This is a genomic window from [Clostridium] citroniae WAL-17108 (assembly GCF_000233455.1).
Lineage (GTDB): Bacteria > Bacillota > Clostridia > Lachnospirales > Lachnospiraceae > Enterocloster > Enterocloster citroniae.
The window spans coordinates 116,632-141,371 of the sequence record NZ_JH376431.1; the positions used below are offsets into that span (position 1 = coordinate 116,632).

Genomic DNA, 24,740 nt, shown 5'->3' on the forward strand with positions numbered 1-24,740 from the left:
ATCCCTTGCACAAATCCATGACAATGGCATTTTCTTAGCATTTATATCAAATTTCTCTGATGACACGGCTGATCCGCTGCACAACCATCCCCCCCAGCAGTCCAATCAGGGCGCCTGCCACAGTCCCTGCTGCCAGAAGCACCGGAAGGTATGAGAACACGCCAAAGGTGTGGACCACAAAGGCAGCCATCAAAAACTGCCCGATGTTGTGGGCCACTCCCCCCAGTATGCTGACTCCCACCATGCCAAACAGGCGGAATTTCCTGCACACCGCCATCACGGTCAGGCTGAACGCAGCTCCGGCCAGACTAAAAAGGATGGCGGAGGCAGGCCCGAAGGTAAACCCCGACAAAAAGATCCGCACCACATTCACTGCAATGGCTGCTTTTACTCCCATACAGTACAGGGTTATCATGGTGACCAGGTTGGCCAGTCCCAGCTTTACCCCGGGCGCCCCCAGATAAACCGGTATCAGGGACTCCACATACCCCAGCACAAACGCCAGGGCAATCAAAAGTCCGAACAGCGCTGTCCTTTTTGTGGATACTGCCTGTCCCCTCCTTGTTGTTTCCTTTTCCTTCCTGCTGATCATAAAACACCCCTGCCTGTCCTTTGTTTTCAAATATACTCAGTATAGCATGGATCCCATGTGAATTACAGGGGATTTTCCATCTGCTTCCCATACCACTCCTCAAATCCTTCCTCCGTCCTATCACCGGTGGACTCCTGATAATATCCCTTTAGCTGGTCCTTAAATTCCTCCAGACTCTTCTGGTCCTCCAAATGGGGGGATGCCAGTTTCTCCCGTATCCTGCAGGCTGAGACAGCATACAGGATGGCGTTATTCAGATCATGTTCTGTATCCGCATAGGCAATTGCCAGATAGGACCGCACGGAGGATTCCGCCGCCTCATATCCTCCGTCTCTGTTGATCAGTTCCAGCGCTTCCTGATACAGGGTAAATGCCTCCTGCCCTCTGCCCATTTTCTGGTACAGTATACCCAGATTAAACCGTATCACTCCCCTTGTATAATTGTCTGCGTTCCCGGACAGGGCCGCTGTGTGATAATATTCCTCCGCCGTCCCATCCTCTCCCATTTTATCATAGACCCTGGCCAGCCTTATATAGATCCAGGTCGGATCAGACTGTTTTTCCTTATATAGTTCCAGCGCCTGCAAATAGGAATCCAGCGCCTTGTCATACTCATCATTCTTCTTGTACGAATCTCCCAGGCCAATAAGGAACTCAGCCGTATCTCCTGAATGTTTTCCGCTGACTTTTTTGATGGCTTTCAGGCCCTTCTGGTAATAATCAATTGATGCCCCACAATCTCCAGCCTCCCTGTACACCCTCCCGATCACAAAATAATCCCAGGCCAGTTCCTCTGTGTTGGAGGTGCGCTGGTCCACATCCGCACATTCATTCAGGTATTTGATGGCCTGCTCATAGCTGCCCAATTCGTAGTATATAACTCCCAGCCGGTAGTAGAGCGGTCCATTCTCAGGCTTAAACCGGCCGCCCTGGGCAAATATACGATCCACTGCCTCCTGGTAATACTCAGCCGCCTTCTCATAATCCCCATCCTGATAATACTGCTCTCCCGGATCAGCCTCCCCCGTCTGTCCCGGACCGATCACAAACCGGACCGTCATCCTGCGGCTGCAGGAGGGGGACATATAGATGAAGCTAAGAATAAAAACAAGGATGATTGCACACTTGGCCAAGGTGGGCCCTTCCCTGTATCCTCTTTTACGCAAAAGCTCCGGTCTTTCCACCGGTCTGTCCTCCTGCCCCGCCCTCTGCTCCCGATCACCCATCCTTAAATCCCCCCTCCGCTGTACATGATTTTATTATACCATACTCTTTGGCTGATCGGTTATTTATTCTGTCCCTGTTAGTGATTCTAATGGTTTAAACTTACAGGTAAATTTTATTGTATAACATCTACAATTGTGATAAAATAAACAATGTGCCGATATCCCAATAAAACGGCAAAAAATAATGAATTTCCAGGAGAGTAATTATGAGCAGAAAAACAATGACGCCATCTGTAAAAAGCGCCATCGGCATTGCTGTCATGGCTGTTATGTCACTTGCTGTCATCGCAGTGTCAAACCCTCTATACCATGCAATGAAAGGCCCAATTACCACAAATCAGCCCGAAGTCCCACTCGCTGACGGAACTTACGTCTACGAAGTCCCGGAACCGGACTCCAAGGGCTATAAAGACCGTACCACCATCACGGTGTCCAATGGTATTATCGTGTCCTGTGTCTGGGATTCCTTTGATGCCGAGGGCAATGGCAAACAAAAACTGAGCATGGACGGCCAGTATGTCATGACCGACAATGGACCCACCTGGAAAGCCCAGGCTGATTCAGTTGGAAAATATGTGATCGAACACCAGAAAGTAGAGGGCCTTGCCAACCAGGAGGGTTATGCCACTGACGCCATTTCCACGGTCAGCATTAATGTATATCCCTTTATCAACGGAGTGGAGGAATGCCTGAAACAGGCAGCAGAATAATGAAACTATCAGGTAAACGTGATCTTATATTGGCCGCAGCCATCCTGCTGATCGCCGCGGCCCTATTTGGATTTAATTATATTTCCCACAAAAAACCGGCCGTTACCGCGCAGATCACCGTGGACGGCAAGGTAGTGGAAACCCTTGATCTAAGCAGGGACACGGAACTTACTGTCACGGGCGCCAACAAAGGGACAAACCATCTCATTGTCAGGGACGGCGAGATCTGGTGCAGTGAAGCCAGCTGCCCCGATAAGGTCTGTGTGCACCAGGGCAAAAAGCACTTAAGCAGCGACACCATTGTATGCCTGCCCAATAAAATGATCGTAACCATCACAGGGGACGAGTGAGACCAGAAATTCCCGGATCAGCGCCGCGCTCTTACGGCAGCGCATACCAGAAGGAGGTCTTACCGTCCTTTTTTGCACGTTCACGCAGTTCCCTGCGCTGGCCTTCTGTCAGTTGATTGGCCACAGCATATAAGTATTCCATGCGGTCATCCTCATACGCCCTTAGTGCGATCGCTTCTGCCTGCTCTGAAGTCAGCCCCACACATGACAAATAGAAGATTTCCATATTGTTTCCATTATAGGCATCCATGGCATACTCTCCCAAAATGGAATGGGGAAGTTCACCGGCGGCTATGGAGAAGAACTCCGCCTTATTATCCTGCGCAGCCCTCTTTGCAACAGCCGCTATCACATCCCGGGAAATCTGTGCATCATTTCCCAAGGTTGAAGCAAAATACTCCACCCGGTCATCTGCATAAGACTGTTCTATGATGGATTCACATGTCTCCCTGCCGGCGCTTTTTAAAACCGCCATGTAATACGTGATATTGTCAGCCTTGTAAAACTTCTGTGCCAGCTGGTCCGCCGTTTCCCCAAAGGGCCCGTCTACTCCCAGAACCACCACTTCACCGGGCTTCATATCCCCCGTGTCCTTGGTATCCCTCAAAGCTGCCCTGATCGCATTCACCACAGGGGCATGGTCTGCGTAGGAGGCTGCTTTCTGAACAAAGCAGACCGTCTTTCCATCTATCTGGCGGACCGTATCATACTTGGATGCGTCCACATTCCATGCCAGCCCCATAATATAGCCTTCCTTCCACACCAGCATTGAATGGAACCTTGTCTGGCCCGGGCGCCGTATGATATCTTCGCTGTTCCAGCTTATTTTGTCTTCTGAAGGATCTGTTTTTTGGCTTTCTTCCACTGTCCCTGCAAGTTTTAAAAGTCTTTTTTCTTCCATTAAGCCGGAATTTAAGGTAACAGATCTTGCAGCAGCCCATATGCCGGCCGGCCGTATGCGATCCGCAGATCCCCCGCCAGCAGCCATGTTCTGTCCGGCAGGTGCAAACCCGCACAAGATCCCTCCGCCTGCAAGTATGGCTGTCAGTGCCAGCGATGCATACAGATGTCTTTTTCTCCTTTTTGATCGATCCATGATATCCCCCAGCCTTTCCTTCATCCATTTTGCGTTTTCACCCAGGGACAGGGTCATTACAGGCCTGTCTGCCGTCCCGGCATACATCATGCTCCGGCCTAAGGTGTCCAGCAGCACGCTTCCGTAAATGCGCCGCTGCCCATCCCCCAGAACCCGGACCACCGCCTCATCACAGGCCAGTTCACATGCCCGGGCCGTCTCCCGGCGCAGTACATACACCATGGGATTAAACCAGTGGATACACACTGCCAGTTCAACTGCCCATTTATAGAGGGCATCCCTCTGGCGCACATGTCTGAGTTCGTGAAGGAATACATAATATGCCTGATCCTCCGGAAAATCCGCCGGGATCACCACCAACGGGCGCATGATCCCCACTGCCATGGGAGACGGCAGCCCCCGGCCGGCAAGCAGCTTAGGCTTGTGATCCATTCCCAAGTCACGGCATGCATGCTCAAATGCTTCCTTGAATCTGTCCGCCGGTTCCGCCTTCGCCCCAAGGTATCTCACGGCCCGTGAATACCCCAGTATTTTCCTGGCCAATGATCCGAGACCCACAATGATCCAAAGTGCAGCGAAAAGCAGCTGATAGCCCATGACCGGTCCTGCTGTGATCGCTGCGCCTCCGGTTCCATTCCATGCCGGGATTACCGCAGTGCCGTTTCCACCGGCTTGTACCGCATCTCCTCCCGTTTCACCTAAAGGATCCTCCCCATAATGGTTCCAAATCTCACTGCCGCCAGCCGTCTCCTGCCCTTCACCCCAGGGCGCGCTTATCTCTTTTAAGTTAACGGACGGTTCAAACACCTGCCTCATAAGATTCACAGGTCCGGCCACGGGCAGCATAAAGCGCAGAACCGCCAAAAACCACACGTAATACTGCCACCTGCGGCCCAGCTGTTTTCCAAAAATCCTGGTGGCTGCCAGAAGGATAAGCGTCAGCAGGGCTCCCGAAAGGGACAGTGACAGAACTGCTTTTATCCATGGATTCATGTTCCCTCTCCCTCCTTTTCCCAGAATGCCTTCAGCTCATCATAGTCCTCTTTTGTCAGGTAATCCTGCTTTACAAGGGCAGAGATCAGATGCCTGGTATCTCCGCCAAACACCCGCTCCACCAGAATACACGCCTGCTTCTGTTGATATTCCTCCCTTGTAACCCGGGCAGTATATTCGTTGAGCCTGCCCCGCTTACATACGGTGATCATCCCCCGCTCAGCCAGCCGTGAAAGCAGGGTCAACACCGTATTCGGCTTCCATTCCCTTCCCCTGTCCTCCAGTTCCTCGCTCAGTTCACCGAACATGATGGTTCCGCCCTTATCCCATATGACCTGCATAACCTCCAACTGTGTATCCGGCAGTGATGTTCCCTTTTCCATAACCCCAGCTCCTTTCACCTACAATTTGTAGGTACTAATCTCAGTGTACACCTACTTTTTGTAGGTGTCAAGGATAATCTGGCTTTTACAAAAGAAGACAACTGAGCCAGCACAGGCTTTATGTTTCCAATACCTGGTCTGCTCAGCTGTCTCCTTTGATCCTCTCATCCCCAAGGGGCTTTCCTCAACAGGGTTCCGACACATAACCATCAGAACTTTCTGGAAGTCCCAACTCCTGCCAGAGCCTTTTTAATAGCTTCAAAACTCATACCGCCCACAGAATTAATGGTGGCAACCACAGCGCCCTCCACCAGAGGACAGTCTACCATTTCCACCTTTTTGCCTTCATAGGTTTCTATTACCATTTCCGTTGTCATCACAGCGCTTCCCATGTCCATCAGCACCAGAACGCCGTCATCTGAATAGACGGATTCAATGGCTGCCTGGATCTTCTCAAAGCTGGTGCCGAATCCTCCATCGTCCATGCCTCCCGCCTGGGCGATCTTCGCGCTTGGGGCCATGATGGATGTCAGTTCCACCACACTCTTGGCCAGATTCTCACTGTGGGACACGATCACAAAACCTACCATATATCAACCTGCTCCTTTCAAAGGGATATTATTTTGTTCCAACTACTCCCCGGCTACTTATACCAGGCACACGCCATGACCCGCATGGCATAATCTATCCATCTGTGCGCCTTAAGCAGTCCGCCTCATCATCCAACAAGCCGGGCAATGGTCTCCAGCATATAGGAATAGGAGGTTGCACCTGGATCCTGATGTCCCAGCCCACGTTCGCCCACATAACTTGCCCGTCCCTTGGTGGCAACCAGATCCTTGGTGTGCTCAGCGCCGGCCCAGGCTGCTCTCACACCCTCCCCCAGCACTTCCGCCGTACTTTTTCCTTCACCGGCAGCCGTCTCCATAGCTGTAAGGGACGGTACCATGGCATCCAGCATGGTGGCTTCCTCCACCGTGGCATGGCCTCTTTGCATCACGCCCTCCACTGCCGCCTTCATCATAGCCAGAAAATCAGTTATATCCATCTCATTCTTCCCGGCCAGAACCATTCCTGCCTTCATATAGGCTGTTCCGTATAAAGGCCCCGAAGCTCCGCCCACTGTGGAGACAAGCGTCATTCCCACCATCTTTAAAATGGTGCCGATATCCTTGCCCTCCAGGGAATCCAGTTTGCCTTCCACCGCCCCAAAACCGCGCGCCAGGTTAATCCCATGGTCGCTGTCGCCGATCGGCTGGTCCAGCTCTGTAAGATATTCCTTTTCTTCTTCCATCTTAAGACCAATTGCCCTGATGATCTCTAAAACTTTGCTGCTGTCTGCCATGATATTCCACCTCTCTGTTTATTTCAAACCGCATAGCCGTTCCAATCCAAATCCTTCAGCTGCGGCAATTTACAAACATGCTTTAAAATCCCCGCCCATAACAGGCGGGGATATACGATATCTCTATCTCCATGCCGGTGTGTCTGCCGGTGCGTCCAACAGCTCCTTTAATTCATTGTCCAGACGCAGAAGGGAAATGGAAAAGCCCTGCATCTCAATGGAGGTCATATACTCTCCCACCATTGTCTTATAGACTTTGATCCCTTTTTCAGCCAGCACATCCGCTACCCTGTTATTAATGATAAACAGCTCCATGAGAGGAGTGGCTCCTGCGCCATTGATCATCACCGCAACCTCAGAACCCGTATAATCCAGATCAGCCAGGATCTGAGCCAGCAGCAGATCCACTGTCTCATCCGCCGTTTTCATCGGCTCCCGGTGGGTTCCCGGCTCACCGTGTATGCCAATGCCCACCTCCATCTCATCCTCTGCCAGTTCAAATCCCGGCTTGCCTGCTGCCGGAACAGTACAGGGACCGGCAGCCGCGCCCATGGTCCTTACATTGTCGATCACCTTCTGGGCAACTGCCCGGACCTCATCCAGGGTTCCGCCTGCCTCAGCCAGGGCTCCTGCAATCTTATGTACGAAAATGGTTCCGGCCACCCCTCTGCGCCCTATGGTGTAAAGACTATCCTTTACCGCAACATCATCATTTGTAACCACATGTTTTACTGTGATGCCTTCCATCTCGGCCATCTCAGCAGCCATCTCAAAGTTCATCACATCCCCTGTGTAGTTCTTTACCACCATCAGCACGCCTGCGTCAGTGGCAACCGCCTTGATGCCTTCGTAGATCTGATCCGGTGTGGGTGATGTGAACACCGCTCCTGCTACGGCCCCATCCAGCATTCCGGTTCCCACAAATCCGCCGTGCGCCGGCTCATGGCCGCTGCCTCCGCCGCTGATCAGTGCAACCCTGCCCTCCTTTTTATGAGCGCGCACCACAACGTTGCCGCAATCCAGCTTTCTCAGATACTGCGGATACGCCTTAACCATGCCCTGGATCATCTGTTCCTCTACCAGCCCTACGTCATTAATAAATTTCTTCATATTGCGAAAACCCCCTTTTGTTATTTTCAGTCCGGCAAATACCCTTGCAAACACTCATACTACTGCACAAAGCAGGGGCTCCCCCCGGAGCCTCTGCCTGTTGTCCCTGTTCCCGTACCTATTCGCCTAAACAGTTCATGTCGTTAAGGCCGCATGTCTTGTCCTCATCATCACCAACGCAGTTCATGTCATTGAGGCCGCATGTCTTATCTTCCTCATCCGCAACACAGTTCATATCATTGAGACCGCATGTTTTATCCTCTTCTTCCGTCATGCCGTTCATATTGTTGATATCAAGCTGCTTTTTCTCCATGTAAAGTCCTCCTTTACTCAAGGCCGCCTATTACGGCTTATTCTCAGTTACTTCCCGGGAGCATGCCCGGATACGGACCATTCATAGGCACAAACCGCCCACGAAAAGGCCCTTCCTTAAACCACAGGAAGCCGGCATCCGCCTAAAGGGCGGCTGCCGACTGTCTGCTCACGCATCCCTGGTAGCTACAATGTCCACTCCCGTATCAGCCACATTGGCTACGATCACATCACCAATATGCACAGGTGCCTTTACGGTTACTCCCTTTAACGCCTTCACGCACTGGAAGATCTTCTCCTTCGGTATATCCTCTTTTGTCTTAACGGAAACCCTTGCCACCTTTCCACCCTCCACATCCACTGTGGATGTGACGATCCTGGTGGGATTGGTAACCTCCTTCCTGGCATATACCTCCCCACGCCTGCAGGTATGCCCTGTAATGCTGAGGATCTCTCCGCCTTCCAGTTCCACGGTCAGAGGACAGCCCATGGGACAGCCAATACAGATAAGTTCTCTCTTTTCCATGGTCTATGCCTCCTCTACCTTTATTGTAATGGTCTTAAGTTCCGGATGCAATAGTAATTTCTCTTTTTCCAGTTTAATCTCCTCCATCTCACCGGGAGCCATAACCGGACGTTTTCTGTGCATCACCTGTTCATCATCAAAATATACTCCGATATAGCAGTTCTTATAAACATTCCCCACACGGAACCTGACCACCTGGGTATTCTCCATGCGTTGTGGATTCACGGTACATGGTACGGTATAGCGCACGCCGTCCACGGCCTTAAGGTTAATTTCATGGCCCTGGCGGTCCATCTCTCCCTCCATCACATACCTGGCCGCATTCTTTCCCGCTGCCGCCGCTTCCTCGGACACAAAATCCACCAGATCATGGACATGGAGCACGTTGCCGCAGGCAAAAACGCCTTCCACACTGGTCTCCAGGCTCTCATTTACAATGGGACCGGACGTGACGCGGTTCATCTCCACCCCCATGGAACCGGAGAGTTCGTTCTCAGGGATCAGTCCCACTGACAGAAGCAGGGTGTCACAGTCGTAATCCTCCTCCGTTCCCGGAATAGGCTTCCCCTTTTCATCCACAGCTGCCAGGGTGATCCCCGTAAGTCTCTCCTTTCCCCGGATGTCGATCACCGTATGGCTCAGCTTCAGAGGGATGTCGTAGTCATTGAGACACTGTACGATATTACGCTTCAGGCCGCCGGAATAGGGCATCAGCTCTGCCACCACCTTGACCTTGGCTCCTTCTAAGGTCATGCGCCTTGCCATGATCAGACCAATGTCGCCGGACCCCAGGATCACCACCTCACGGCCGGGCATAAACCCTTCCATGTTCACCAGGCGCTGCGCCGTACCAGCTGAAAAAATGCCTGCAGGGCGGTAGCCCGGAATGTTCAGCGCACCCCTGGAGCGTTCCCTGCATCCCATGGCCAGGATTACGGCTTTGGCCCGGATCTCAAACAGCCCCTCTTCTCTGTTCATGGCTGTCACCACCTTGTCACGGCTGATATCCATGACCATGGTGTTTAATTTGTACTCGATCCCCCTGTCAAACACCTGTTCCTCATATCGGGCCGCATATTCCGGTCCTGTAAGCTCTTCCTTAAATGTGTGGAGGCCAAACCCATTGTGGATACACTGGTTTAAGATTCCCCCCAGTTCCCTGTCACGCTCCAGGATCAGGATGCTTTCAATTCCATGATCCCTGGCCGCTACAGCTGCAGCAAGACCCGCAGGACCGCCGCCGATTATAACAATATCGTATTCTTTCATCCTAAGCGCCCCCTTATATCCTGTCCTTATTGAATCCCACTACCAGTTGCGATCTGCCGCCTGTCTTGGTGATCTCCGTCATAGGGATCCCCAATTCGCGGTGAAGCAGTTCCATGGATCTGGGTGTACAGAAACCGGCCTGACACCGCCCCATTCCTGCCCTGGTCCTGCGCTTGATACCGTCCAGGGACCGGGCCCCAAGAGGCCTGTGGATGGCATCCAGTATCTCGCCTTCCGTAACCATCTCACAGCGGCAGATAATATTGCCGTATGCCGGATCCTTCCTGATCAGTTCCGCCCGCTCCTCCTTGGTCAGGGTATCCGGGTCCAGGATTCCCTGACGGGTCCCCACAAAATCGGGGTTGGGCTCAAGCCCCATCTTATCCCGCAGTATGCCTGCCACCATCCTGCCAATGGCCGGACAACTGGTAAGCCCCGGAGACTCAATGCCCGCGCAGTCCACAAACCCGGGAGCATCCTTTAATTCTTCAACAATGAACTCGTGATGATCCTCATGTGCCCTGAGACCTGCAAATGAGGTGATCACCTGCCTCATGGGCAAATCTTTCACATTCATCCCCGCCTTACTGATAACTTCGTCCAGGCCCTCTCTAGTGGTTGCCGTGGCTTCCTTGTCTTCAATATCGATGGCTGTTGGCCCTACGATCAGATTGCCGTGGACCGTAGGAGATACCAGTACACCTTTTCCATACTTTCCAGGCAGTGCAAAGATGGTACGGCTTACATGGTTTCCTGCGCTCTTATCCAACAGACAATAGTCGCCCCGCCTTGGGGTGATGTGAATCTTTGTTTCGCTGACCATATTATGGAAATGGTCAGCATGAACACCGGCCGCATTGACCACATACCTGGTCTCATACACGCCCTGATTGGTATCAATGGCCCAGCCGCCTTCAATTTTCCTGATGGTCTGGACTTCCGTGTTAAACTTAAAGTCAATACCGTTTGTATACGCATTTTCGGCTAAGGCAATGTTCAGGTTAAAGGGACAAACAATACCCGCAGTGGGAGCATAGAGCACCCCCACAACCTCATCCGCCAGATTCGGCTCCATTTCCCTGAAACGCGCCTGATCCGTGATCACCTCCAGGTCTCTTACCCCGTTGGCTGTCCCTCTCTCATAGAGAGCCTGAAGATCCGGCAGCTGCTCCTCATCCACACATACCACAAAGGAACCGCACCGGCTGAATGGGAAATCCAGTTCTTTTGAAAGAGCAGGCATCATCTCATTGCCTTCCACGTTCAGTTTTGCCATCAGGGAACCCTCTGGGGCATCATATCCTGCATGGACAATGGCACTGTTGGCCTTGGAAGTTCCGCAGCACACATCCTCTTCCCGTTCCAGCACGCAGGCATTGACCCTGTATCTGGACAGTTCTCTTGCCGATGCGGACCCAGCCACTCCGGCGCCGATAATAATTACGTCATACATATTCTTCGTTCCCTTCCTTCTCTGTAAAATGGAATCCTGCGTCCGGACCCCTGCACCGCTGCATACTGCAAGGCGGTTAATTCTTCTCTGCGTGCAGCGGGCATTTTCCGAAGAATCCTCTGTGGGCAATACTATTACCGCCTCATAAAAAGCGGGGCAAACAAGGCGTGTTTCCACACCCATTTGCTCCGCTCCACTCTCACGCAATCAATATTAAATTAGATAAAACTTATGCCCATGGAATTGCCTGGTACAGCAATGCCGCAACCACTGCGCCAACCACCGGACCAATGATCACAACCGGTGCATAACCCCAGTTGGAATCCCCTTTGCCCTTGATGGGAAGCACTGCATGGGCGATACGCGGACCAAGGTCACGGGCCGGATTGATCGCATATCCGGTAAGGCCGCCAAGGGACATACCGATTGATACGATGATACCGAACACCAGAAGTTTGTCAACGCCTGCCGGAATACCTGCCACCTGGCCGATCCCCTTGATTGCAAATACAAGTACAAATGTACCGATGGCTTCGCTTAAAATGTTGCGTCCCATGTTAGGAACGGACGGTCCTGTGGAGAACACGCCCAGCTTGGTGGCAGCTGACTCCGTGGCATCAAACTGGTCCTTGAACAGAAGATAGACCAGAACAGCGCCTGCAAATGCGCCTGCAAACTGAGCCACAATGTATCCGGGCACAAGCGCCCACGCTAAACTTCCGTCCACTGCCAGCGCAATGGTCAGGGCCGGGTTAAAATGTGCGCCTGATGCCGCGCCGAAGATAAATGCCGGAAGCATGACCGCAAGACCCCATGCAAAGGTGATCTGGATGGAACCGGCACCTTTCATGCCGGATTTGTTCAATGTAACGTTAGCCACAACACCGTCACCTAAAAGTATCAGTATCATTGTTCCTAAAAACTCCGCTATATATGGCAACATATAGAACCCCCTTAATCTAATTTGTCGTCAACAGTCTCATACTTCATATGATCACTCTTCCTTAGCCCATCCATAGGAACACTTCACAGCCTTGTTCCAGCCATTCACCATCTCTGCCCTCTTTTCCTCGCAGATCTCAGGTGTAAAGGTTCTGTCAATTGCCCAGTTCTTAATAACCTCTTCCTTGTTAGCCCAATATCCGACTGCCAGACCCGCCAGATAAGCAGCTCCCATTGCAGTGGTCTCCACACACTGGGGGCGGTTAACCGGTGCATTGATGATATCGGCCTGCGTCTGCATCAGATAATTGTTGGCGCTCGCACCGCCATCCACCTTAAGCGCTGCCAGTTCAATGCCGGAATCAGCCTTCATGGCCTGGAGCACATCATTGGTCTGATAACACAGGGAATCCAGGGTTGCGCGGATGATATGATATTTGTTCACGCCGCGGGTAAGACCTACAATGGTTCCCCTTGCGTACTGATCCCAATGGGGAGCTCCCAGCCCCGTAAAGGCAGGCACCACATAGCAGCCGTTGGTATCCTTTACTTTCTTTGCCATATATTCGGAATCCGGTGAGGAGTCGATCAGCCTCATCTCATCCCGGAGCCACTGGATCGCAGCTCCGGCCACAAAGATGGATCCCTCAAGGGCGTAATTCACCTTGCCGTCCAGGCCCCAGGCAATGGTGGTTACCAGGCCATTCTTGGAGAACACCGGCTTTTCCCCTGTATTCATCAGCATGAAACAGCCTGTTCCGTATGTATTCTTTGCCTCGCCGGGATTATAACAGGTCTGGCCAAACAGGGCGGCCTGCTGGTCGCCTGCAGCTCCGCCAATGGGGATCTCTCCGCCAAAGAAGGAGGAATCGGACAGGCCGTATACACAGCTGGACGGTTTTGCCTCCGGAAGCATGCACTTGGGAATATTCAGTTCTGCCAGGATCTCATCATCCCATTCCAGGGTGTTGATGTTAAACAGCATGGTGCGCGATGCATTGGAATAGTCAGTCACATGAACCCTTCCCTTGGTCAGCTTCCAGATCAGCCACGTCTCCACGGTGCCGAACAGCAGCTCGCCCTTCTCAGCGCGCTCCCTCACGCCCTCTACATTGTCCAGGATCCATTTTAACTTGGTTCCTGAGAAATATGCGTCAATCACAAGTCCTGTCTTGGCACGGAAGGTATCAACCAGTCCCTTTTCCTTCAGGCTGTCACAATACTCAGATGTCCTGCGGCACTGCCATACGATTGCATGGTACACAGGCTCCCCAGTTTCCTTATCCCACACGATCGTGGTCTCACGCTGGTTTGTAATGCCGATCGCAGCGATATCCTCTGCCGTTGCCCCAATCTTCGACATGGCTTCCACTGCTACGCCCAGCTGTGTGGACCAGATTTCACTGGCATCATGCTCTACCCAGCCTGGTTTTGGAAAATACTGGGTGAACTCTTTCTGTGCAACACTGCACATGTCACCCTTCTCGTTAAAAAGGATACATCTGTTGCTTGTTGTTCCTGAATCCAGTGCCATTACATACTTTGCCATAAAAACCCTCCTTTTCTTTCCGCGCCTGCTTTCATCGCGGACCTTCCTTTTACATCTTCTATTTAAACTTTTTCCATACCCCGTGGAAAAGTTCAAATCCCTCTTTACATCAGCCACACGTTGGGATTGGTGGTTGAAACAGATATGGCTCCCGCTGACAGCGCAGCCACCACATCCTCTTTCTCAGATATAAGTCCCCCTGCTATGACCGGTACCTTGACCAGCCTGCACACCCTGCGAATCACCTTTGGCATAAGCCCGGGCAGGATTTCGATGGTGTCAGGCCTGGCCACGGCCATCTGATGCTCAATATTCTCAAACGCCATGGAGTCCAGTACAAATACCCTTAATGTTGTATACAGCGACAGCTCCCTTGCCCGCTTGATCATTGCCGGCTTTGTGGAAATGATGCCGTCTGCTGCCGTATTGTTCTTTATAAAGTCAACTGCCACTTCCTTGCCGCTGAGTCCTGTGATCAGGTCCACGTGCACCATAGCCACCTTATCAACCTGCTCAACCTGATCCACAATGGCTCCGATATTACATATATCCCCAAACAGTATAAACACCACCTTGATCTCTTCCCTGGTACAGCAGGCCTTCAGGCCTTCCATATCCTTAACAGCCGCTATAACCGGATTTGATTCAAGCAGATCGTAAAACTTCTGGTCCATTGGAATCCCCCTCCTTCTTTTAACCAATAAAAAAGAGCATAGTCTTAAACCAACATTTCTGTTGTTCTACTATGCTCTCGTCATCTCAGCACTATTATTTGTCTAAAACCACTATAGCACAATGCACATATGTTTGCAATAGAAAACATTTTTTTCTTAAAAATATCACAATTTATTCTCTCTGACAGCTTTATTTGTTATCTAATTTTAACGAAATTTTAATTTTTGTTCTATGATTGAGTTATTTTTTTAACAAAGCCACTATCTCCGCCATTTCCTTGCTTCCCACGTGGATCTCAGTGTCATTGATGATGATCATGGGTATTCGTTTGATATCATACCGGGCCACCAGGTCCTCGTACAGGGCGGCATCGATCATCTCCGCCTCTATATTGGGATTGAGTATGGCAATGTGCTGACATGCTGTCACCACTACCGGGCAGTGATGGCAGGCCAGGGAAACACATATCTTGATATTGGTTTTCTGAGCCAGCTTATCGATCTTTTTCTTAAGTCCGCCGGGAACCGCCTGCCCCGGGCCGGCCAGGTTATAGATGGCCAGCACAAAAGAATTGATCTCCTTGCCCCCAGGCACTCCGTGAAATGCCGCCCTGCCATAGATGTTGTCCTTATACAGGCCGGTCACCGGCAGCCAGGCCGTATTAAGCTCCGGCACCATGGACGCCTCCTCCGGGCCGTAAAGCTCCAGGTCCAGCTTTTGGCTCAGGGCAGATACAGCCTTTAAAAAAGCCGCCATCTCCTGATCCTTATCCCGGCTTAGATCCACCACCGCCTTCATGGTCACACTGCCTTCCATCTTCCCGAAAATACCGGAAAGCTGGGCCTGTAATCCCTGATCCATAAGACTGCTCTCACACGGTATCCTTGTTAGATCGATCGTATCCCCCACCTCCTTACAGCATTCCAACCAGATCCAGGCTTGGAGTCAGCGTCTCCTCTCCCGGTTTCCACTTGGCCGGACAAACCTGGTCACCATGTTCCTCCACAAACTGGGCTGCCTGAACCTTGCGCAGCAACTCCTGCGCATTCCTTCCAATCCCCATGTCGTGGATCTCATATGCCTTTATCTTCCCTTCAGGATTTACGATAAAAGTTCCCCTGAGCGCCTGTCCTTCCTCCTCCACCAGCACGCCGAAGTTCCTGGCCAGCACACCGGCCGGATCCCCCAGCATAGGGTACCTGATCTTCTTAATGGTATCGGATGCATCTGCCCACGCCTTATGTACAAAATGGGTGTCCTCGGAAACAGAGTAGATCTCACACCCTGCCTCTTTAAAATCCTCGTAAAAATCAGACAGATCCCCCAGCTCAGTGGGGCATACAAAGGTAAAATCAGCAGGATAGAAAAAGAACACAGACCAGTGTCCCATGGTATCCTGCCTTGTCACTTCCCTGAACTTGCCCTGATAAAACGCCTGCACTTTAAAATCTTCCACCGCTTTGTTGATCAGATTGTCCATAAATGCACTCCTTCCTGTATTGATTGGTTATATTTTCAGAATTAATTCGATTGTAGCATAAGCTATCTGATACTACAACTGGTTTTTTATCCTGCCGGACCAATCGTTCCAAAAGAAAAAGCCCGCTTAAAAAGCAGGCACCAGGGATTTTTCCTATCCCCGGGATACAGGCCGCTTCATGGCCCTGATCACCGCTTTGGTCTCCCCGTCCACGCGACAGGATTCCGTGATCTTTTGCAGGGCCTTGTTAAACGTCCAGTCATCCAGATGATTGTGTTCCAGATACGGCATCACCGGCTCCGGAAATTTTATAAAGTAGATGGAAATGGCCCAGGCCACTGCCATTTTCACATAATATCCCTGATGGTGGATGTGATCCATCAGTTCCAAACCAGCTTCCACATAATCCTCATCCACAAAATGGGACAGCATCATGACCACCGCGAACCGGATCTCGTACTCCTTGTCCGACTGGAGATAGGGGCGGATAAATTCCCAGGATTCCTGCCTGTATTTCCCGGCCACTTTCAGGGAACTGCAGAAGATGTCGCACACAGCCCAGTTATTGATGGCCGGTACAAACTCCTCGATATAGGGAAGGGCCCTGTCCCAGTCTTTGAATCCACCGCAGATACACAGCCCCCAAAGGATCATTTCATCATAATACACGCCTTTCTCCCCCTGGCCTGTCTGTTTCCATGCCAGGGATACTTGTTTTATGTACTCCTGCCAGCCATCTTTTATAAGCTGTTTTGACAGGCCGCGGAGCTGGGGAGTTCGCACCCCCATAATGCCTGTGATCCCCGGCAAAAGCCTGCTGTGGAATTCCCTGTACTCCGGATCCGCCAATTCCCTCAGCTGTCCTCTTATGGTCTCCATCAATGTATTGTCCTGCATGTTCCAACTCTCCTCTATGGCAGTAAAAACTCACTGAGCACAAAATTGCTCACATCCATCCCCCACTCGGTGAGGGAGATCCACACCCCATTTTTCACAAGAAGCCCGTCCGAAATAAGGCGTTCAATCACCGGACCGTAAATTGTCTCCAGCTTGATCCCAAACATGGATACAAAGTCAATCTCAGAGATCCCTTTTGTGAGGCGCAGTCCCAGGAACATAAATTCTTCCATCCTGGCTTCCCGGGTCAGTTCCGTCAAAGGACCGCGAAGCTGTTCCAGGACATTTTCCGGATTCCGGACAGGTTCACCAGGGGGCACCCCCATGGACCCGGCGGTCTCCCCCGCAGTTCCCGCAGTTTCTCCCATTGCCCCGGCGGTTGCCTCCATGGACCCGGTAAAATCCAGGTTCATATATGTGTCCATGTCGCTCACATTGCTGAACCGGCAGTTCCACATAAAGGAGGAGGCGCCCAGGCCCAGGCCCAGATAGGGCACCTCCGTCCAGTACCCCACATTATGTCTGCACTTAAAGCCCGGTTTTGCATAATTGGATATCTCATATCGCTCATATCCCTGCTCCTGCAAAAAATTCCTGGTCAGGTGATAGATGCGGCTCTCCGTCTCCTCATCGGGCAGGGGAGGGTATCCGGGCCCGGCCGTCCCCTCCTGCCCGTACCGGTCCCAGAAGGGTGTGCCCTCTTCCACGATCAGGCTGTAGGCGGAAATATGCTCCGGTTTGAGCATGGTCACCTTTTTCAGGGTATTCTTAAAAGACTCCAGCGTCTGGCCGGGAATACTGCTCATAAGATCCACATTGATGTTGGAAAACCCGACCATTCTGGCGCACTGGTAGCTTTTCAGGAACTCCTCAAAGGTATGTATCCTTCCCAGTTCCTTAAGCTCCTGATTGTCCGCCGACTGGAGGCCGATGCTCAGCCGGTTGATGCCGCATTCTTTGTAAATATGCATCTTGTTGTGAAGCAGGGTGCCGGGATTCACCTCAATGGTGATCTCCGCATCCTCCGCCACATCAAAATGATACTTCAGAGACCGCATGATGTCCCCGATCAGGCATGGTTCCATGACAGAAGGAGTGCCTCCTCCTATGAATATGGTCGTGACCTGATATTCACTGCAAAAGGCACCCTGGGCTTCTATCTCCCGTATCAGTTGTCTTGTATATGCTTCCTGAAGCGATTCCAGCGCCCTGAAGGACAGGAAATCACAGTACAGGCATTTCCTGGCGCAAAAGGGGATGTGGACATACAGCTCCATTGGTTTTTTCTTTTTGTTGGTCATAGTCTGATTCATCTCGTTTAGTGGCTCCCGGCACGGGCCGGAATCATTCCTCATCCAGCTTTAAGACACTCATAAATGCCTTTTGCGGGATCTCTACATTTCCAATCTGGCGCATACGCTTCTTGCCTTCCTTCTGCTTTTCCAGAAGCTTTCTCTTACGGCTGATATCACCGCCGTAACATTTTGCAAGCACATCCTTGCGCACAGCTTTCACGGTCTCCCTGGCAATGATCTTACCGCCGATGGCTGCCTGGATCGGAATCTCAAACAGATGTCTGGGGATCTCCTCCTTCAGCCTTTCGCACATTCTCCTGCCGCGGTCATAGGCGGAGTCCGCATGCACAATAAAGGATAGGGCATCCACTTCCTCTCTGTTTACCAGGATGTCCAGCTTCACAAGGGTGGAGCGCTCATATCCCTTCAGCTCATAGTCAAAGGACGCGTATCCTCTGGACCGCGACTTCAGCGCGTCAAAGAAGTCGTAAATAATCTCGTTGAGAGGCAGCTCATATTTGAGAAGTGCCCTGGTGGTCTCAATGTACTCCATGCCCAGGTAATTGCCCCTGCGCTCCTGGCATAGGGTCATGATTGGTCCTACAAATTCCGTGGTCACCATGATCTCAGCACTGACAATGGGCTCTTCCATATAGTCGATCTCCGTTGGGTCCGGAAGGTTGGAGGGATTGGTCAGCTCGATCATCTCCCCGGTGGTCTTGTATACGCGGTACACAACGCCGGGAGCCGTGGTCACAAGATCCAGGTTATATTCCCTCTCCAGGCGCTCCTCTATGATCTCCAGGTGGAGCAGTCCCAAAAAGCCGCATCGGTATCCAAAGCCCAGGGCCAGGGATGTCTCCGGCTCATAGAACAGGGATGCATCATTGAGCTGAAGCTTTTCAAGGGCGTCCCTTAAGTCATTGTACTTTGCCCCGTCCGCCGGGTAAAGCCCGCAGTAAACCATGGGGGTTACCTTTTTGTAGCCGGGCAGCGGAGTGGCACAGGGGTTGTCCCTGTTCGTCACCGTATCACCCACCCGGGTATCCCTTACATTCTTAATGCTGGCCGTGATATAACCCACCATGCCTGCGCTGAGTTCCTCACAGGGGATGAACTGTCCGGCGCCAAAATATCCGACTTCCACCGCATCCTCCTCCGCGCCTGTGGCCATCATTCGGATGGGCGTTCCCTTTCTTACGGTCCCCTCCATAATACGGCAGAAGATGATGACCCCTTTATAGGAATCGTAGACAGAGTCAAAGATCAGTGCCTGCAAAGGAGCCTGGGGATCTCCTGCCGGAGCCGGTATCTTATGGACAATGGCTTCCAGCACGTCCTCTATGTTTACTCCTGTTTTAGCTGAAATATGAGGGGCATCGCTGGCATCCAGGCCAATGACATCCTCAATCTCCGCAGCCACCCGCTCCGGTTCGGCACTTGGCAGGTCGATCTTATTGATGACCGGAAACACGTCCAGGTCATGGTCCATGGCCAGATAAACATTGGCCAGGGTCTGGGCCTCGATACCCTGGGAGGCGTCCACCACCAGCACTGCTCCGTCACAGGCTGCCAGGCTTCGGGATACCTCATAGTTGAAATCCACATGCCCGGGAGTGTCTATGAGGTTAAAAATGTATTCATTTCCATCCTTTGCCTTGTACACGGTGCGGACCGCCTGCGACTTGATGGTGATCCCCCTCTCCCGCTCCAGGTCCATATTGTCCAGTACCTGTTCCTGCATCTCCCTGCTGGTAAGCAGTCCGGTCTTCTCAATGATACGGTCGGCCAGAGTGGATTTGCCGTGGTCTATGTGTGCTATGATACAAAAATTTCTGATTTTACTTTGGTCAGCGTGGGCCATATTACTTCCTTCCTCTTTCTGCGGCGCGCCGGGGACCAATGGTTCCTGATATCCCCGCCGTGCTCTGTTCATCATGTATAGACGTATTCTCACTGTTTCGCTTAGTAGAATATACCATTTTTTGCCCCTAAGTGCAACTTTTTGTTTGAAAGAATCCCTGGTCCCTATTTCTTTGACAGCACCATATCCAGAAGTTCGGACAGCGGCTCCATTGCGTTCAGGGCCTCTTGGTAGGTATTGTTCTGCGCACCCACTTCGATCAGGCTGGATTTTGGCCGCAGGTGTTCATTGTACCGCAGCCCCTTTAAGTAGATTTTCCTTGTGAATCCGGGATAATAGGCGGCCGCGTCCAGCTGCATCTGGAGGCTGAAGGCCAGGTTATCCTCGCGGTAAGGGTTCTGCAGATATTCAATAGGGCCTTCCGGCGTCTGGCTCAGCCCGTTAAAGAACATAATCTGGGCCGTATCCTTGCCGTCCACCTGGGTTACCAGATGCACATTCTCCCCCACCCCATCCCTGTGGATGTCCAGCACCACCTCAATGGACGGATTCTGCTGAAGGATATTGGTGATCCCGTCCAACGCATAGTTATACGCCTTGCTGCGGTCCAGCTGCCCGTTTTTCAGGTCATATACCGTGGTATCATGGTATACATTATATCCCTTTGCTTCCAGGAGGCTGGTCAGGTATCCCCCTACCCCCACCACGGTCTGACCCGGACCCGAATCTGCAAACGCTTCCTGGGAATGGGTATGATAGATCAGGATCTGGGGCTTTGAATGATCCCCCTGCATGGACATATCCCGTTGCAAAAGAGCTTTTGCATTCATCAGATCCCTGCCTGCCGTTGTGGAAGTATGTACACTGTAAAAATGCTTCATCAAAAAGTCATAATCCGCCAGCTGCTCCATTACATATGTATTGCCGGTGATCGGCCGGTTCAATGTACCTGTCAGGGTTTCCGGAATCTCCATGGTCCCGCTGCCGCCCTGCAGCCCGCTGCCGGGAGCGCCGCCCCGGCCGGCATTTCCCTGGGTATATGTATTCCCGTCCGCATTTCCCTGGACATATTCAGTTCCCTGGCCGCTTCCCTGGCCCGATGCCGCTGCCAGCTGCTCATCCTCCGGCGACTGCTGCCCCGTCTCCTCGTTGCCATACCAGGCCAGATACTGATGCTCCTGGTAAAAGGTCTTCACTGCCTGGTATTTCCTGTAGGAGGGATCCGGGTCAGCCTGCCCCACATAGGGATCCCCGCCGCCCTCCCCGGATATCCGCTTTCCCGGCTGTGCCTGGATCCATATGGTTTCCACCAGCCATTGTCCGCCTGCTTTTATCATACGCCTGTAATCATTCCTCGGAATACTTCCTGCTGCCCGGCCTATATAGCGGCCGCCGAGAAGAAGCAGCATAAGCAGGACCGTGCCGGCAATGAACCGGCGTATCAGCCGGTCTGAGCCTCCACGTCTTACTCTCATATCATTTTTCACCTGTCATCATACTATTATTATGATATGCAGGTGGGATATGGATATTGCGGTTTTTTATTCTTCAGGGCTGTTTAAATTCCTCCCGGGACCGGCTGGCGGATCTGGGCGGCCTGCCCAAAGCCGGGCCAGTCTGCCCTCAGAGATGAAAAGCCCGGCCAGTGTAAGAAGCGTACCGGCCGCGGTCCAGGGAGTGATCACCTCCCCCAGCACGGGAATGGATATGATAATGGTGATCACCGGCACCATATAGATATAAATACTGGTCTTTACAGCTCCCAGGATGCGCACGGAAATATTCCAGGTGACAAAGCACATGGCGGACGCCCCCAGGCCCAGATATACCATATTAAACAGGTTCACGCCTGATCTGAGTTCTCCCAGAGAAGGATGGAAATCCATAAAGAACAGGGCTGGGATCATACACACGATTCCATAAAAAAAGGTCCTTCTGGTGGTCTGGATCACATCATATCCAAGGCTTCCGATCTTCCTTGACAGTATGGAATACACTCCCCATATCATGGCGGCAGCTACTGCCATCAGGTCTCCGGCCGGATTAAAGGCCACCCCGCCGCTCCCCCCGAAACTGATCAGCCCGATCCCCGCAATGGCGCAGAAAAATCCCACGATAAAGCTTCCCTTCAGCTTCTCGCCGTCCAGGAAAAAATGTGCCAGGATGCCGGTGAAAATAGGAGCAATGGATACGATCACGCTGATGTTGGACGCCTGGGTATATGTAAGGGCCACATTCTCCAACAGGTAATACAGACAGATACCCGTAAGGCCTGCCAGCGCCATCATGGCCTCCTCCTTTTTACTTTTTGTACGAAAAGGTTTGGGGTTGATGATGCACAGCATGACAAAGCCCAGCACAAAGCGCAGGAACAGGATCTCCAAGGGCGAAAATGCCCTGAGTAACACCTTTGTGGAAATGAATGTGGTCCCCCACACGATCACTGTAAAAAGGGCGGCCGCATGTCCGGCCGCGCTGGTTTTATTAGATAGCATACAATTACGTCCTTCCTGTGTCAAATGTCAATCATCACTATCTTATCACAGGACGGAATATTTATCCACCGGTCATCTACGGAAAAACTGCCTGGTGGATCCCCTCCGATATGGTAAAACTCAGCTGTTTTACCGACTGGTCAATATCCGGAGGCGTCACATACAGGGGACCGAACTCCGGCTCCAGGAGTTCCCTTATAAGCTGGTACTGTTCCTCTGAGTCCATATCCTCGATCCAGCTGCCCGTGCCCTTTGTATTTTCATTTTCAGAAAGTACCCGCACCAGGGCGGACACGGTATCGTGTACAATGGCCGCTGCCCCCACCACGGTGGGAACGCCGATGGCCAGCACAGGCACTCCAAGGCTCTCCTTTGTAAGGCTGTGCCGGTGGTTGCCCACCCCGGAGCCGGGGTGGATACCCGTGTCCGTCAGCTGTATGGTGGTTCCAAGGCGGTGTACGCTTCTGGCCGCCAGAGCATCGATGGCAATAATCAGGTCCGGGTGGGTCTGGCCGATGATCCCCTTTAAGATCTCCGCTGTCTCCATTCCGGTCTGCGCCATAACCCCCGGTGCGATCCCGCTGATGGCGGGAAGGCTGCGGTCCTTTAAAAAGGTATCCCCGTACTGTCCGTCCAGGTGTCTTGTGACCTGGAGATTTCCCAGAACCCTTGGGCCAAGGGAGTCCGGCGTCACCGAGCGGTTGCCCAGCCCCACCACCAGAACAGAGGGCAGGTCCTCCTCCTTCCATCCTATCATTTCCCCCATAAGCTTCCTGATCTGCCTTGCCAGTTCCTCCGAGATCTCGCTGTGGTATTCGTCATCCGCCTTGGACAGGCGGTCCGCCTCCAAAGTCAGATAAGTGCCCTTGGGCTTGCCCATGGCTTTTGCCCCCTGTTCATTGAGGATCTTCACCTCTGTCAGCTTGACCTGGCTCTTCTGGTGATGCCATTCCTTTAATTTAACTCCGGAAAGCTCACCGCCGTCCCCCTCAAAGCTTTCCTTCTGTTCTAACGCCAGGTCCGTCCGTACCTCGAATCCGCCCTGAGCCGCTGTGTTTATTGTATCCGTAACCGTCTCCGCCGCGTTATTTTCTGCCGCGTTATTTTCTGCCGCGTTATTTTCTGACACGTTCTTTTCCTCCATATTTTCCTTCACCTCTTGCTTTATTTTTCTACAGCAATTCTGCGCAATCATGTTTCTATCTGCGGTTATTTTAGGCAAAGAAAGGAAAAAATATGTATGGCAGCCTGTGATACGTTTGACATTTTCCTGCACCGGCTTTAAAATAACAGTAAATGAACCGCGCAATGACTGTGACGGAGGAATGAGCATGAACAGGAATGGTACAAAGGACCGAATCCATGTAACGCCCAATGATCCCTACATATACATTATGATTACCATGTTTGTGCTGATGGCTATCAAGAGTCTGCAGGATGACCTGTTGCCGCTCAGCATCGTACTGGCAATCGCCACACTACTTATGATCACAGGTTACAGACGCCGCAGGATAATCGCAGGCTCAGGCGGGATTATATTTTACAAGCGCTGGGGAAACACGGTGAGAATCCGTTACTCCCAGATTACCAGGATCGAGGTGAGCTTTTGGGTCCGTGGGACCTCCATGGACTTCTTTATTGGAAAGGAATGTGTCGGGCGCTGTTATTCCGGCGACAATAATTTTGACATTCTTCTCAATTTTTTGCTGGAAAAGATGCCGGAACGGTTCGACTTCCATAGTTCTCCCCTTTAATCCATGTTTTTCTTCAAAAATCCTCCATTTTTGTCTTGACATTCCGTCCCGGATTCGCTAGAATACAATAGTATGTTTACATTAAACTGTCCGTGTCCAGACTTTGATGGAAAACACAAAGATTATATGTAAAGAACGGAGGTGTATTTCATTGGCTAACATTAAATCTGCAAAGAAAAGAATCTTAGTAAACGAGACTAAGGCTGCAAGAAATAAGGCGATCAGATCCAAGGTTAAAACTGCAATCAAGAAGGTTGACGCTGCTGTTGCTGCTGGGGACAAGGCTGCTGCCCAGACTGCACTGCTGGCTGCTACTTCCGAGATTGATAAGGCTTGTACCAAGGGAGTATATCACAGCAACACTGCTTCCCGCAAGGTATCCCGTTTATCCAAGGCTGTTAATTCCATCGCTTAATTCATAGAG

Annotated in this window: 26 protein-coding genes; 4 read left to right on the forward strand and 22 right to left on the reverse strand. The window is 51.8% G+C overall.

Annotated elements, in window-relative coordinates:
• Positions 1-46: 46 nt before the first annotated feature.
• Positions 47-592, reverse strand: coding sequence for a Gx transporter family protein (locus HMPREF9469_RS27415; RefSeq protein ID WP_007870121.1), 546 nt, complete (start codon positions 590-592; stop codon positions 47-49).
• A gap of 62 nt (positions 593-654) precedes the next feature.
• Positions 655-1,818: a tetratricopeptide repeat protein gene (locus HMPREF9469_RS27420; protein ID WP_007870124.1), complete on the reverse strand. Its 1,164-nt coding sequence runs from the start codon at positions 1,816-1,818 to the stop codon at positions 655-657.
• Between the two features lie 206 nt (positions 1,819-2,024).
• Between HMPREF9469_RS27420 and HMPREF9469_RS27425 the strand changes: the two genes are divergently transcribed.
• Positions 2,025-2,528 (forward strand): hypothetical protein, encoded by a 504-nt coding sequence (locus tag HMPREF9469_RS27425; RefSeq protein WP_007870127.1) that lies wholly within the window; start codon positions 2,025-2,027, stop codon positions 2,526-2,528.
• Positions 2,528-2,878 (forward strand): NusG domain II-containing protein, encoded by a 351-nt coding sequence (locus tag HMPREF9469_RS27430; RefSeq protein WP_007870131.1) that lies wholly within the window; start codon positions 2,528-2,530, stop codon positions 2,876-2,878. Before HMPREF9469_RS27425 ends, HMPREF9469_RS27430 begins: the two co-directional genes overlap by 1 nt.
• Positions 2,879-2,909: 31 nt before the next feature.
• Here HMPREF9469_RS27430 and HMPREF9469_RS27435 read toward each other — a convergent pair whose 3' ends face one another.
• The 20 genes from HMPREF9469_RS27435 to gpr all read right to left on the reverse strand — a co-directional run bounded on the left by HMPREF9469_RS27435 (position 2,910) and on the right by gpr (position 23,691).
• Complete coding sequence (locus tag HMPREF9469_RS27435) at positions 2,910-4,967, reverse strand: M56 family metallopeptidase (RefSeq protein ID WP_007870135.1); 2,058 nt, start codon at positions 4,965-4,967, stop codon at positions 2,910-2,912.
• Positions 4,964-5,350, reverse strand: a complete 387-nt coding sequence (locus HMPREF9469_RS27440; RefSeq protein WP_007870138.1) for a BlaI/MecI/CopY family transcriptional regulator — start codon at positions 5,348-5,350, stop codon at positions 4,964-4,966. The genes HMPREF9469_RS27435 and HMPREF9469_RS27440 overlap by 4 nt, the downstream gene beginning before the upstream one ends.
• Positions 5,351-5,559: 209 nt before the next feature.
• Positions 5,560-5,940 (reverse strand): dihydroxyacetone kinase phosphoryl donor subunit DhaM, encoded by a 381-nt coding sequence (gene dhaM / locus HMPREF9469_RS27445; protein ID WP_007870141.1) that lies wholly within the window; start codon positions 5,938-5,940, stop codon positions 5,560-5,562.
• A 128-nt stretch (positions 5,941-6,068) separates the two neighbouring features.
• Positions 6,069-6,695: a dihydroxyacetone kinase subunit DhaL gene (gene dhaL / locus HMPREF9469_RS27450; RefSeq protein WP_007870144.1), complete on the reverse strand. Its 627-nt coding sequence runs from the start codon at positions 6,693-6,695 to the stop codon at positions 6,069-6,071.
• A 123-nt stretch (positions 6,696-6,818) separates the two neighbouring features.
• Positions 6,819-7,805 carry a dihydroxyacetone kinase subunit DhaK gene (gene dhaK / locus HMPREF9469_RS27455; RefSeq protein WP_007870146.1) on the reverse strand — a complete coding sequence of 329 codons (987 nt, stop codon included), beginning with the start codon at positions 7,803-7,805 and terminating at the stop codon, positions 6,819-6,821.
• A gap of 118 nt (positions 7,806-7,923) precedes the next feature.
• The gene (locus tag HMPREF9469_RS27460; protein ID WP_007870150.1) at positions 7,924-8,118 is read right to left on the reverse strand and encodes a hypothetical protein; all 195 of its coding nucleotides are present in this window, start codon (positions 8,116-8,118) and stop codon (positions 7,924-7,926) included.
• Between the two features lie 168 nt (positions 8,119-8,286).
• Entirely contained in the window at positions 8,287-8,643 is a 357-nt protein-coding gene (locus HMPREF9469_RS27465) for a DUF1667 domain-containing protein (protein ID WP_007870153.1), read from the reverse strand.
• A gap of 3 nt (positions 8,644-8,646) precedes the next feature.
• Positions 8,647-9,912: an NAD(P)/FAD-dependent oxidoreductase gene (locus tag HMPREF9469_RS27470; RefSeq protein WP_007870156.1), complete on the reverse strand. Its 1,266-nt coding sequence runs from the start codon at positions 9,910-9,912 to the stop codon at positions 8,647-8,649.
• A gap of 13 nt (positions 9,913-9,925) precedes the next feature.
• On the reverse strand, positions 9,926-11,365 hold the full coding sequence (locus tag HMPREF9469_RS27475) for an NAD(P)/FAD-dependent oxidoreductase (RefSeq protein WP_040417567.1): 1,440 nt from the start codon (positions 11,363-11,365) through the stop codon (positions 9,926-9,928).
• A 229-nt stretch (positions 11,366-11,594) separates the two neighbouring features.
• A complete protein-coding gene (locus HMPREF9469_RS27480) occupies positions 11,595-12,308 on the reverse strand; it encodes an MIP/aquaporin family protein (protein ID WP_007870162.1) in 714 nt (237 codons plus the stop codon).
• Positions 12,309-12,359: 51 nt separating this feature from the next.
• A complete protein-coding gene (glpK, locus tag HMPREF9469_RS27485) occupies positions 12,360-13,856 on the reverse strand; it encodes a glycerol kinase GlpK (RefSeq protein WP_007870166.1) in 1,497 nt (498 codons plus the stop codon).
• A 104-nt stretch (positions 13,857-13,960) separates the two neighbouring features.
• On the reverse strand, positions 13,961-14,530 hold the full coding sequence (locus HMPREF9469_RS27490; protein WP_007870170.1) for a glycerol-3-phosphate responsive antiterminator: 570 nt from the start codon (positions 14,528-14,530) through the stop codon (positions 13,961-13,963).
• A gap of 241 nt (positions 14,531-14,771) precedes the next feature.
• Positions 14,772-15,392: a thioredoxin family protein gene (locus tag HMPREF9469_RS27495; RefSeq protein ID WP_007870171.1), complete on the reverse strand. Its 621-nt coding sequence runs from the start codon at positions 15,390-15,392 to the stop codon at positions 14,772-14,774.
• Between the two features lie 52 nt (positions 15,393-15,444).
• Positions 15,445-16,011, reverse strand: a complete 567-nt coding sequence (gene ahpC / locus HMPREF9469_RS27500) for an alkyl hydroperoxide reductase subunit C (protein WP_007870173.1) — start codon at positions 16,009-16,011, stop codon at positions 15,445-15,447.
• A gap of 153 nt (positions 16,012-16,164) precedes the next feature.
• Positions 16,165-16,908, reverse strand: coding sequence for a DNA alkylation repair protein (locus tag HMPREF9469_RS27505; RefSeq protein ID WP_007870176.1), 744 nt, complete (start codon positions 16,906-16,908; stop codon positions 16,165-16,167).
• 14 nt (positions 16,909-16,922) lie between these two features.
• The gene (gene hemW, locus HMPREF9469_RS27510; RefSeq protein ID WP_040417571.1) at positions 16,923-18,209 is read right to left on the reverse strand and encodes a radical SAM family heme chaperone HemW; all 1,287 of its coding nucleotides are present in this window, start codon (positions 18,207-18,209) and stop codon (positions 16,923-16,925) included.
• A gap of 43 nt (positions 18,210-18,252) precedes the next feature.
• Positions 18,253-20,067, reverse strand: coding sequence for a translation elongation factor 4 (gene lepA, locus HMPREF9469_RS27515; protein ID WP_007870180.1), 1,815 nt, complete (start codon positions 20,065-20,067; stop codon positions 18,253-18,255).
• 164 nt (positions 20,068-20,231) lie between these two features.
• Entirely contained in the window at positions 20,232-21,542 is a 1,311-nt protein-coding gene (locus HMPREF9469_RS27520; RefSeq protein WP_007870183.1) for a stage II sporulation protein P, read from the reverse strand.
• Positions 21,543-21,608: 66 nt separating this feature from the next.
• Positions 21,609-22,562: a DMT family transporter gene (locus HMPREF9469_RS27525; RefSeq protein ID WP_007870197.1), complete on the reverse strand. Its 954-nt coding sequence runs from the start codon at positions 22,560-22,562 to the stop codon at positions 21,609-21,611.
• A 76-nt stretch (positions 22,563-22,638) separates the two neighbouring features.
• A complete protein-coding gene (gene gpr, locus HMPREF9469_RS27530) occupies positions 22,639-23,691 on the reverse strand; it encodes a GPR endopeptidase (protein ID WP_007870200.1) in 1,053 nt (350 codons plus the stop codon).
• Between the two features lie 202 nt (positions 23,692-23,893).
• On the opposite strand from gpr, the gene HMPREF9469_RS27535 reads away from it, so the two are divergent.
• Complete coding sequence (locus HMPREF9469_RS27535; protein ID WP_007870203.1) at positions 23,894-24,316, forward strand: hypothetical protein; 423 nt, start codon at positions 23,894-23,896, stop codon at positions 24,314-24,316.
• A gap of 151 nt (positions 24,317-24,467) precedes the next feature.
• Positions 24,468-24,731 (forward strand): 30S ribosomal protein S20, encoded by a 264-nt coding sequence (gene rpsT, locus HMPREF9469_RS27540; protein ID WP_007870206.1) that lies wholly within the window; start codon positions 24,468-24,470, stop codon positions 24,729-24,731.
• The last annotated feature ends 9 nt before the right edge of the window (positions 24,732-24,740 follow it).

Coding starts and splice junctions, on each gene's coding strand:
- dhaM (WP_007870141.1), bottom strand. CDS start 5,940: ATGGTAGGTTTTGTGATCGTGTCCCACAGTGAGAATCTGGCCAAGAGT.
- HMPREF9469_RS27460 (WP_007870150.1), bottom strand. CDS start 8,118: ATGGAGAAAAAGCAGCTTGATATCAACAATATGAACGGCATGACGGAA.
- HMPREF9469_RS27535 (WP_007870203.1), top strand. CDS start 23,894: ATGAACAGGAATGGTACAAAGGACCGAATCCATGTAACGCCCAATGAT.
- HMPREF9469_RS27470 (WP_007870156.1), bottom strand. CDS start 9,912: ATGAAAGAATACGATATTGTTATAATCGGCGGCGGTCCTGCGGGTCTT.
- HMPREF9469_RS27435 (WP_007870135.1), bottom strand. CDS start 4,967: ATGAATCCATGGATAAAAGCAGTTCTGTCACTGTCCCTTTCGGGAGCC.
- HMPREF9469_RS27505 (WP_007870176.1), bottom strand. CDS start 16,908: ATGCAGGACAATACATTGATGGAGACCATAAGAGGACAGCTGAGGGAA.
- glpK (WP_007870166.1), bottom strand. CDS start 13,856: ATGGCAAAGTATGTAATGGCACTGGATTCAGGAACAACAAGCAACAGA.
- HMPREF9469_RS27430 (WP_007870131.1), top strand. CDS start 2,528: ATGAAACTATCAGGTAAACGTGATCTTATATTGGCCGCAGCCATCCTG.
- dhaK (WP_007870146.1), bottom strand. CDS start 7,805: ATGAAGAAATTTATTAATGACGTAGGGCTGGTAGAGGAACAGATGATC.
- ahpC (WP_007870173.1), bottom strand. CDS start 16,011: ATGGACAATCTGATCAACAAAGCGGTGGAAGATTTTAAAGTGCAGGCG.
- lepA (WP_007870180.1), bottom strand. CDS start 20,067: ATGGCCCACGCTGACCAAAGTAAAATCAGAAATTTTTGTATCATAGCA.
- hemW (WP_040417571.1), bottom strand. CDS start 18,209: ATGACCAACAAAAAGAAAAAACCAATGGAGCTGTATGTCCACATCCCC.
- HMPREF9469_RS27490 (WP_007870170.1), bottom strand. CDS start 14,530: ATGGACCAGAAGTTTTACGATCTGCTTGAATCAAATCCGGTTATAGCG.
- HMPREF9469_RS27415 (WP_007870121.1), bottom strand. CDS start 592: ATGATCAGCAGGAAGGAAAAGGAAACAACAAGGAGGGGACAGGCAGTA.
- HMPREF9469_RS27440 (WP_007870138.1), bottom strand. CDS start 5,350: ATGGAAAAGGGAACATCACTGCCGGATACACAGTTGGAGGTTATGCAG.
- HMPREF9469_RS27420 (WP_007870124.1), bottom strand. CDS start 1,818: ATGGGTGATCGGGAGCAGAGGGCGGGGCAGGAGGACAGACCGGTGGAA.
- dhaL (WP_007870144.1), bottom strand. CDS start 6,695: ATGGCAGACAGCAGCAAAGTTTTAGAGATCATCAGGGCAATTGGTCTT.
- HMPREF9469_RS27525 (WP_007870197.1), bottom strand. CDS start 22,562: ATGCTATCTAATAAAACCAGCGCGGCCGGACATGCGGCCGCCCTTTTT.
- HMPREF9469_RS27475 (WP_040417567.1), bottom strand. CDS start 11,365: ATGTATGACGTAATTATTATCGGCGCCGGAGTGGCTGGGTCCGCATCG.
- HMPREF9469_RS27465 (WP_007870153.1), bottom strand. CDS start 8,643: ATGGAAAAGAGAGAACTTATCTGTATTGGCTGTCCCATGGGCTGTCCT.
- HMPREF9469_RS27495 (WP_007870171.1), bottom strand. CDS start 15,392: ATGGATCAGGGATTACAGGCCCAGCTTTCCGGTATTTTCGGGAAGATG.
- HMPREF9469_RS27520 (WP_007870183.1), bottom strand. CDS start 21,542: ATGAGAGTAAGACGTGGAGGCTCAGACCGGCTGATACGCCGGTTCATT.
- HMPREF9469_RS27425 (WP_007870127.1), top strand. CDS start 2,025: ATGAGCAGAAAAACAATGACGCCATCTGTAAAAAGCGCCATCGGCATT.
- HMPREF9469_RS27480 (WP_007870162.1), bottom strand. CDS start 12,308: ATGTTGCCATATATAGCGGAGTTTTTAGGAACAATGATACTGATACTT.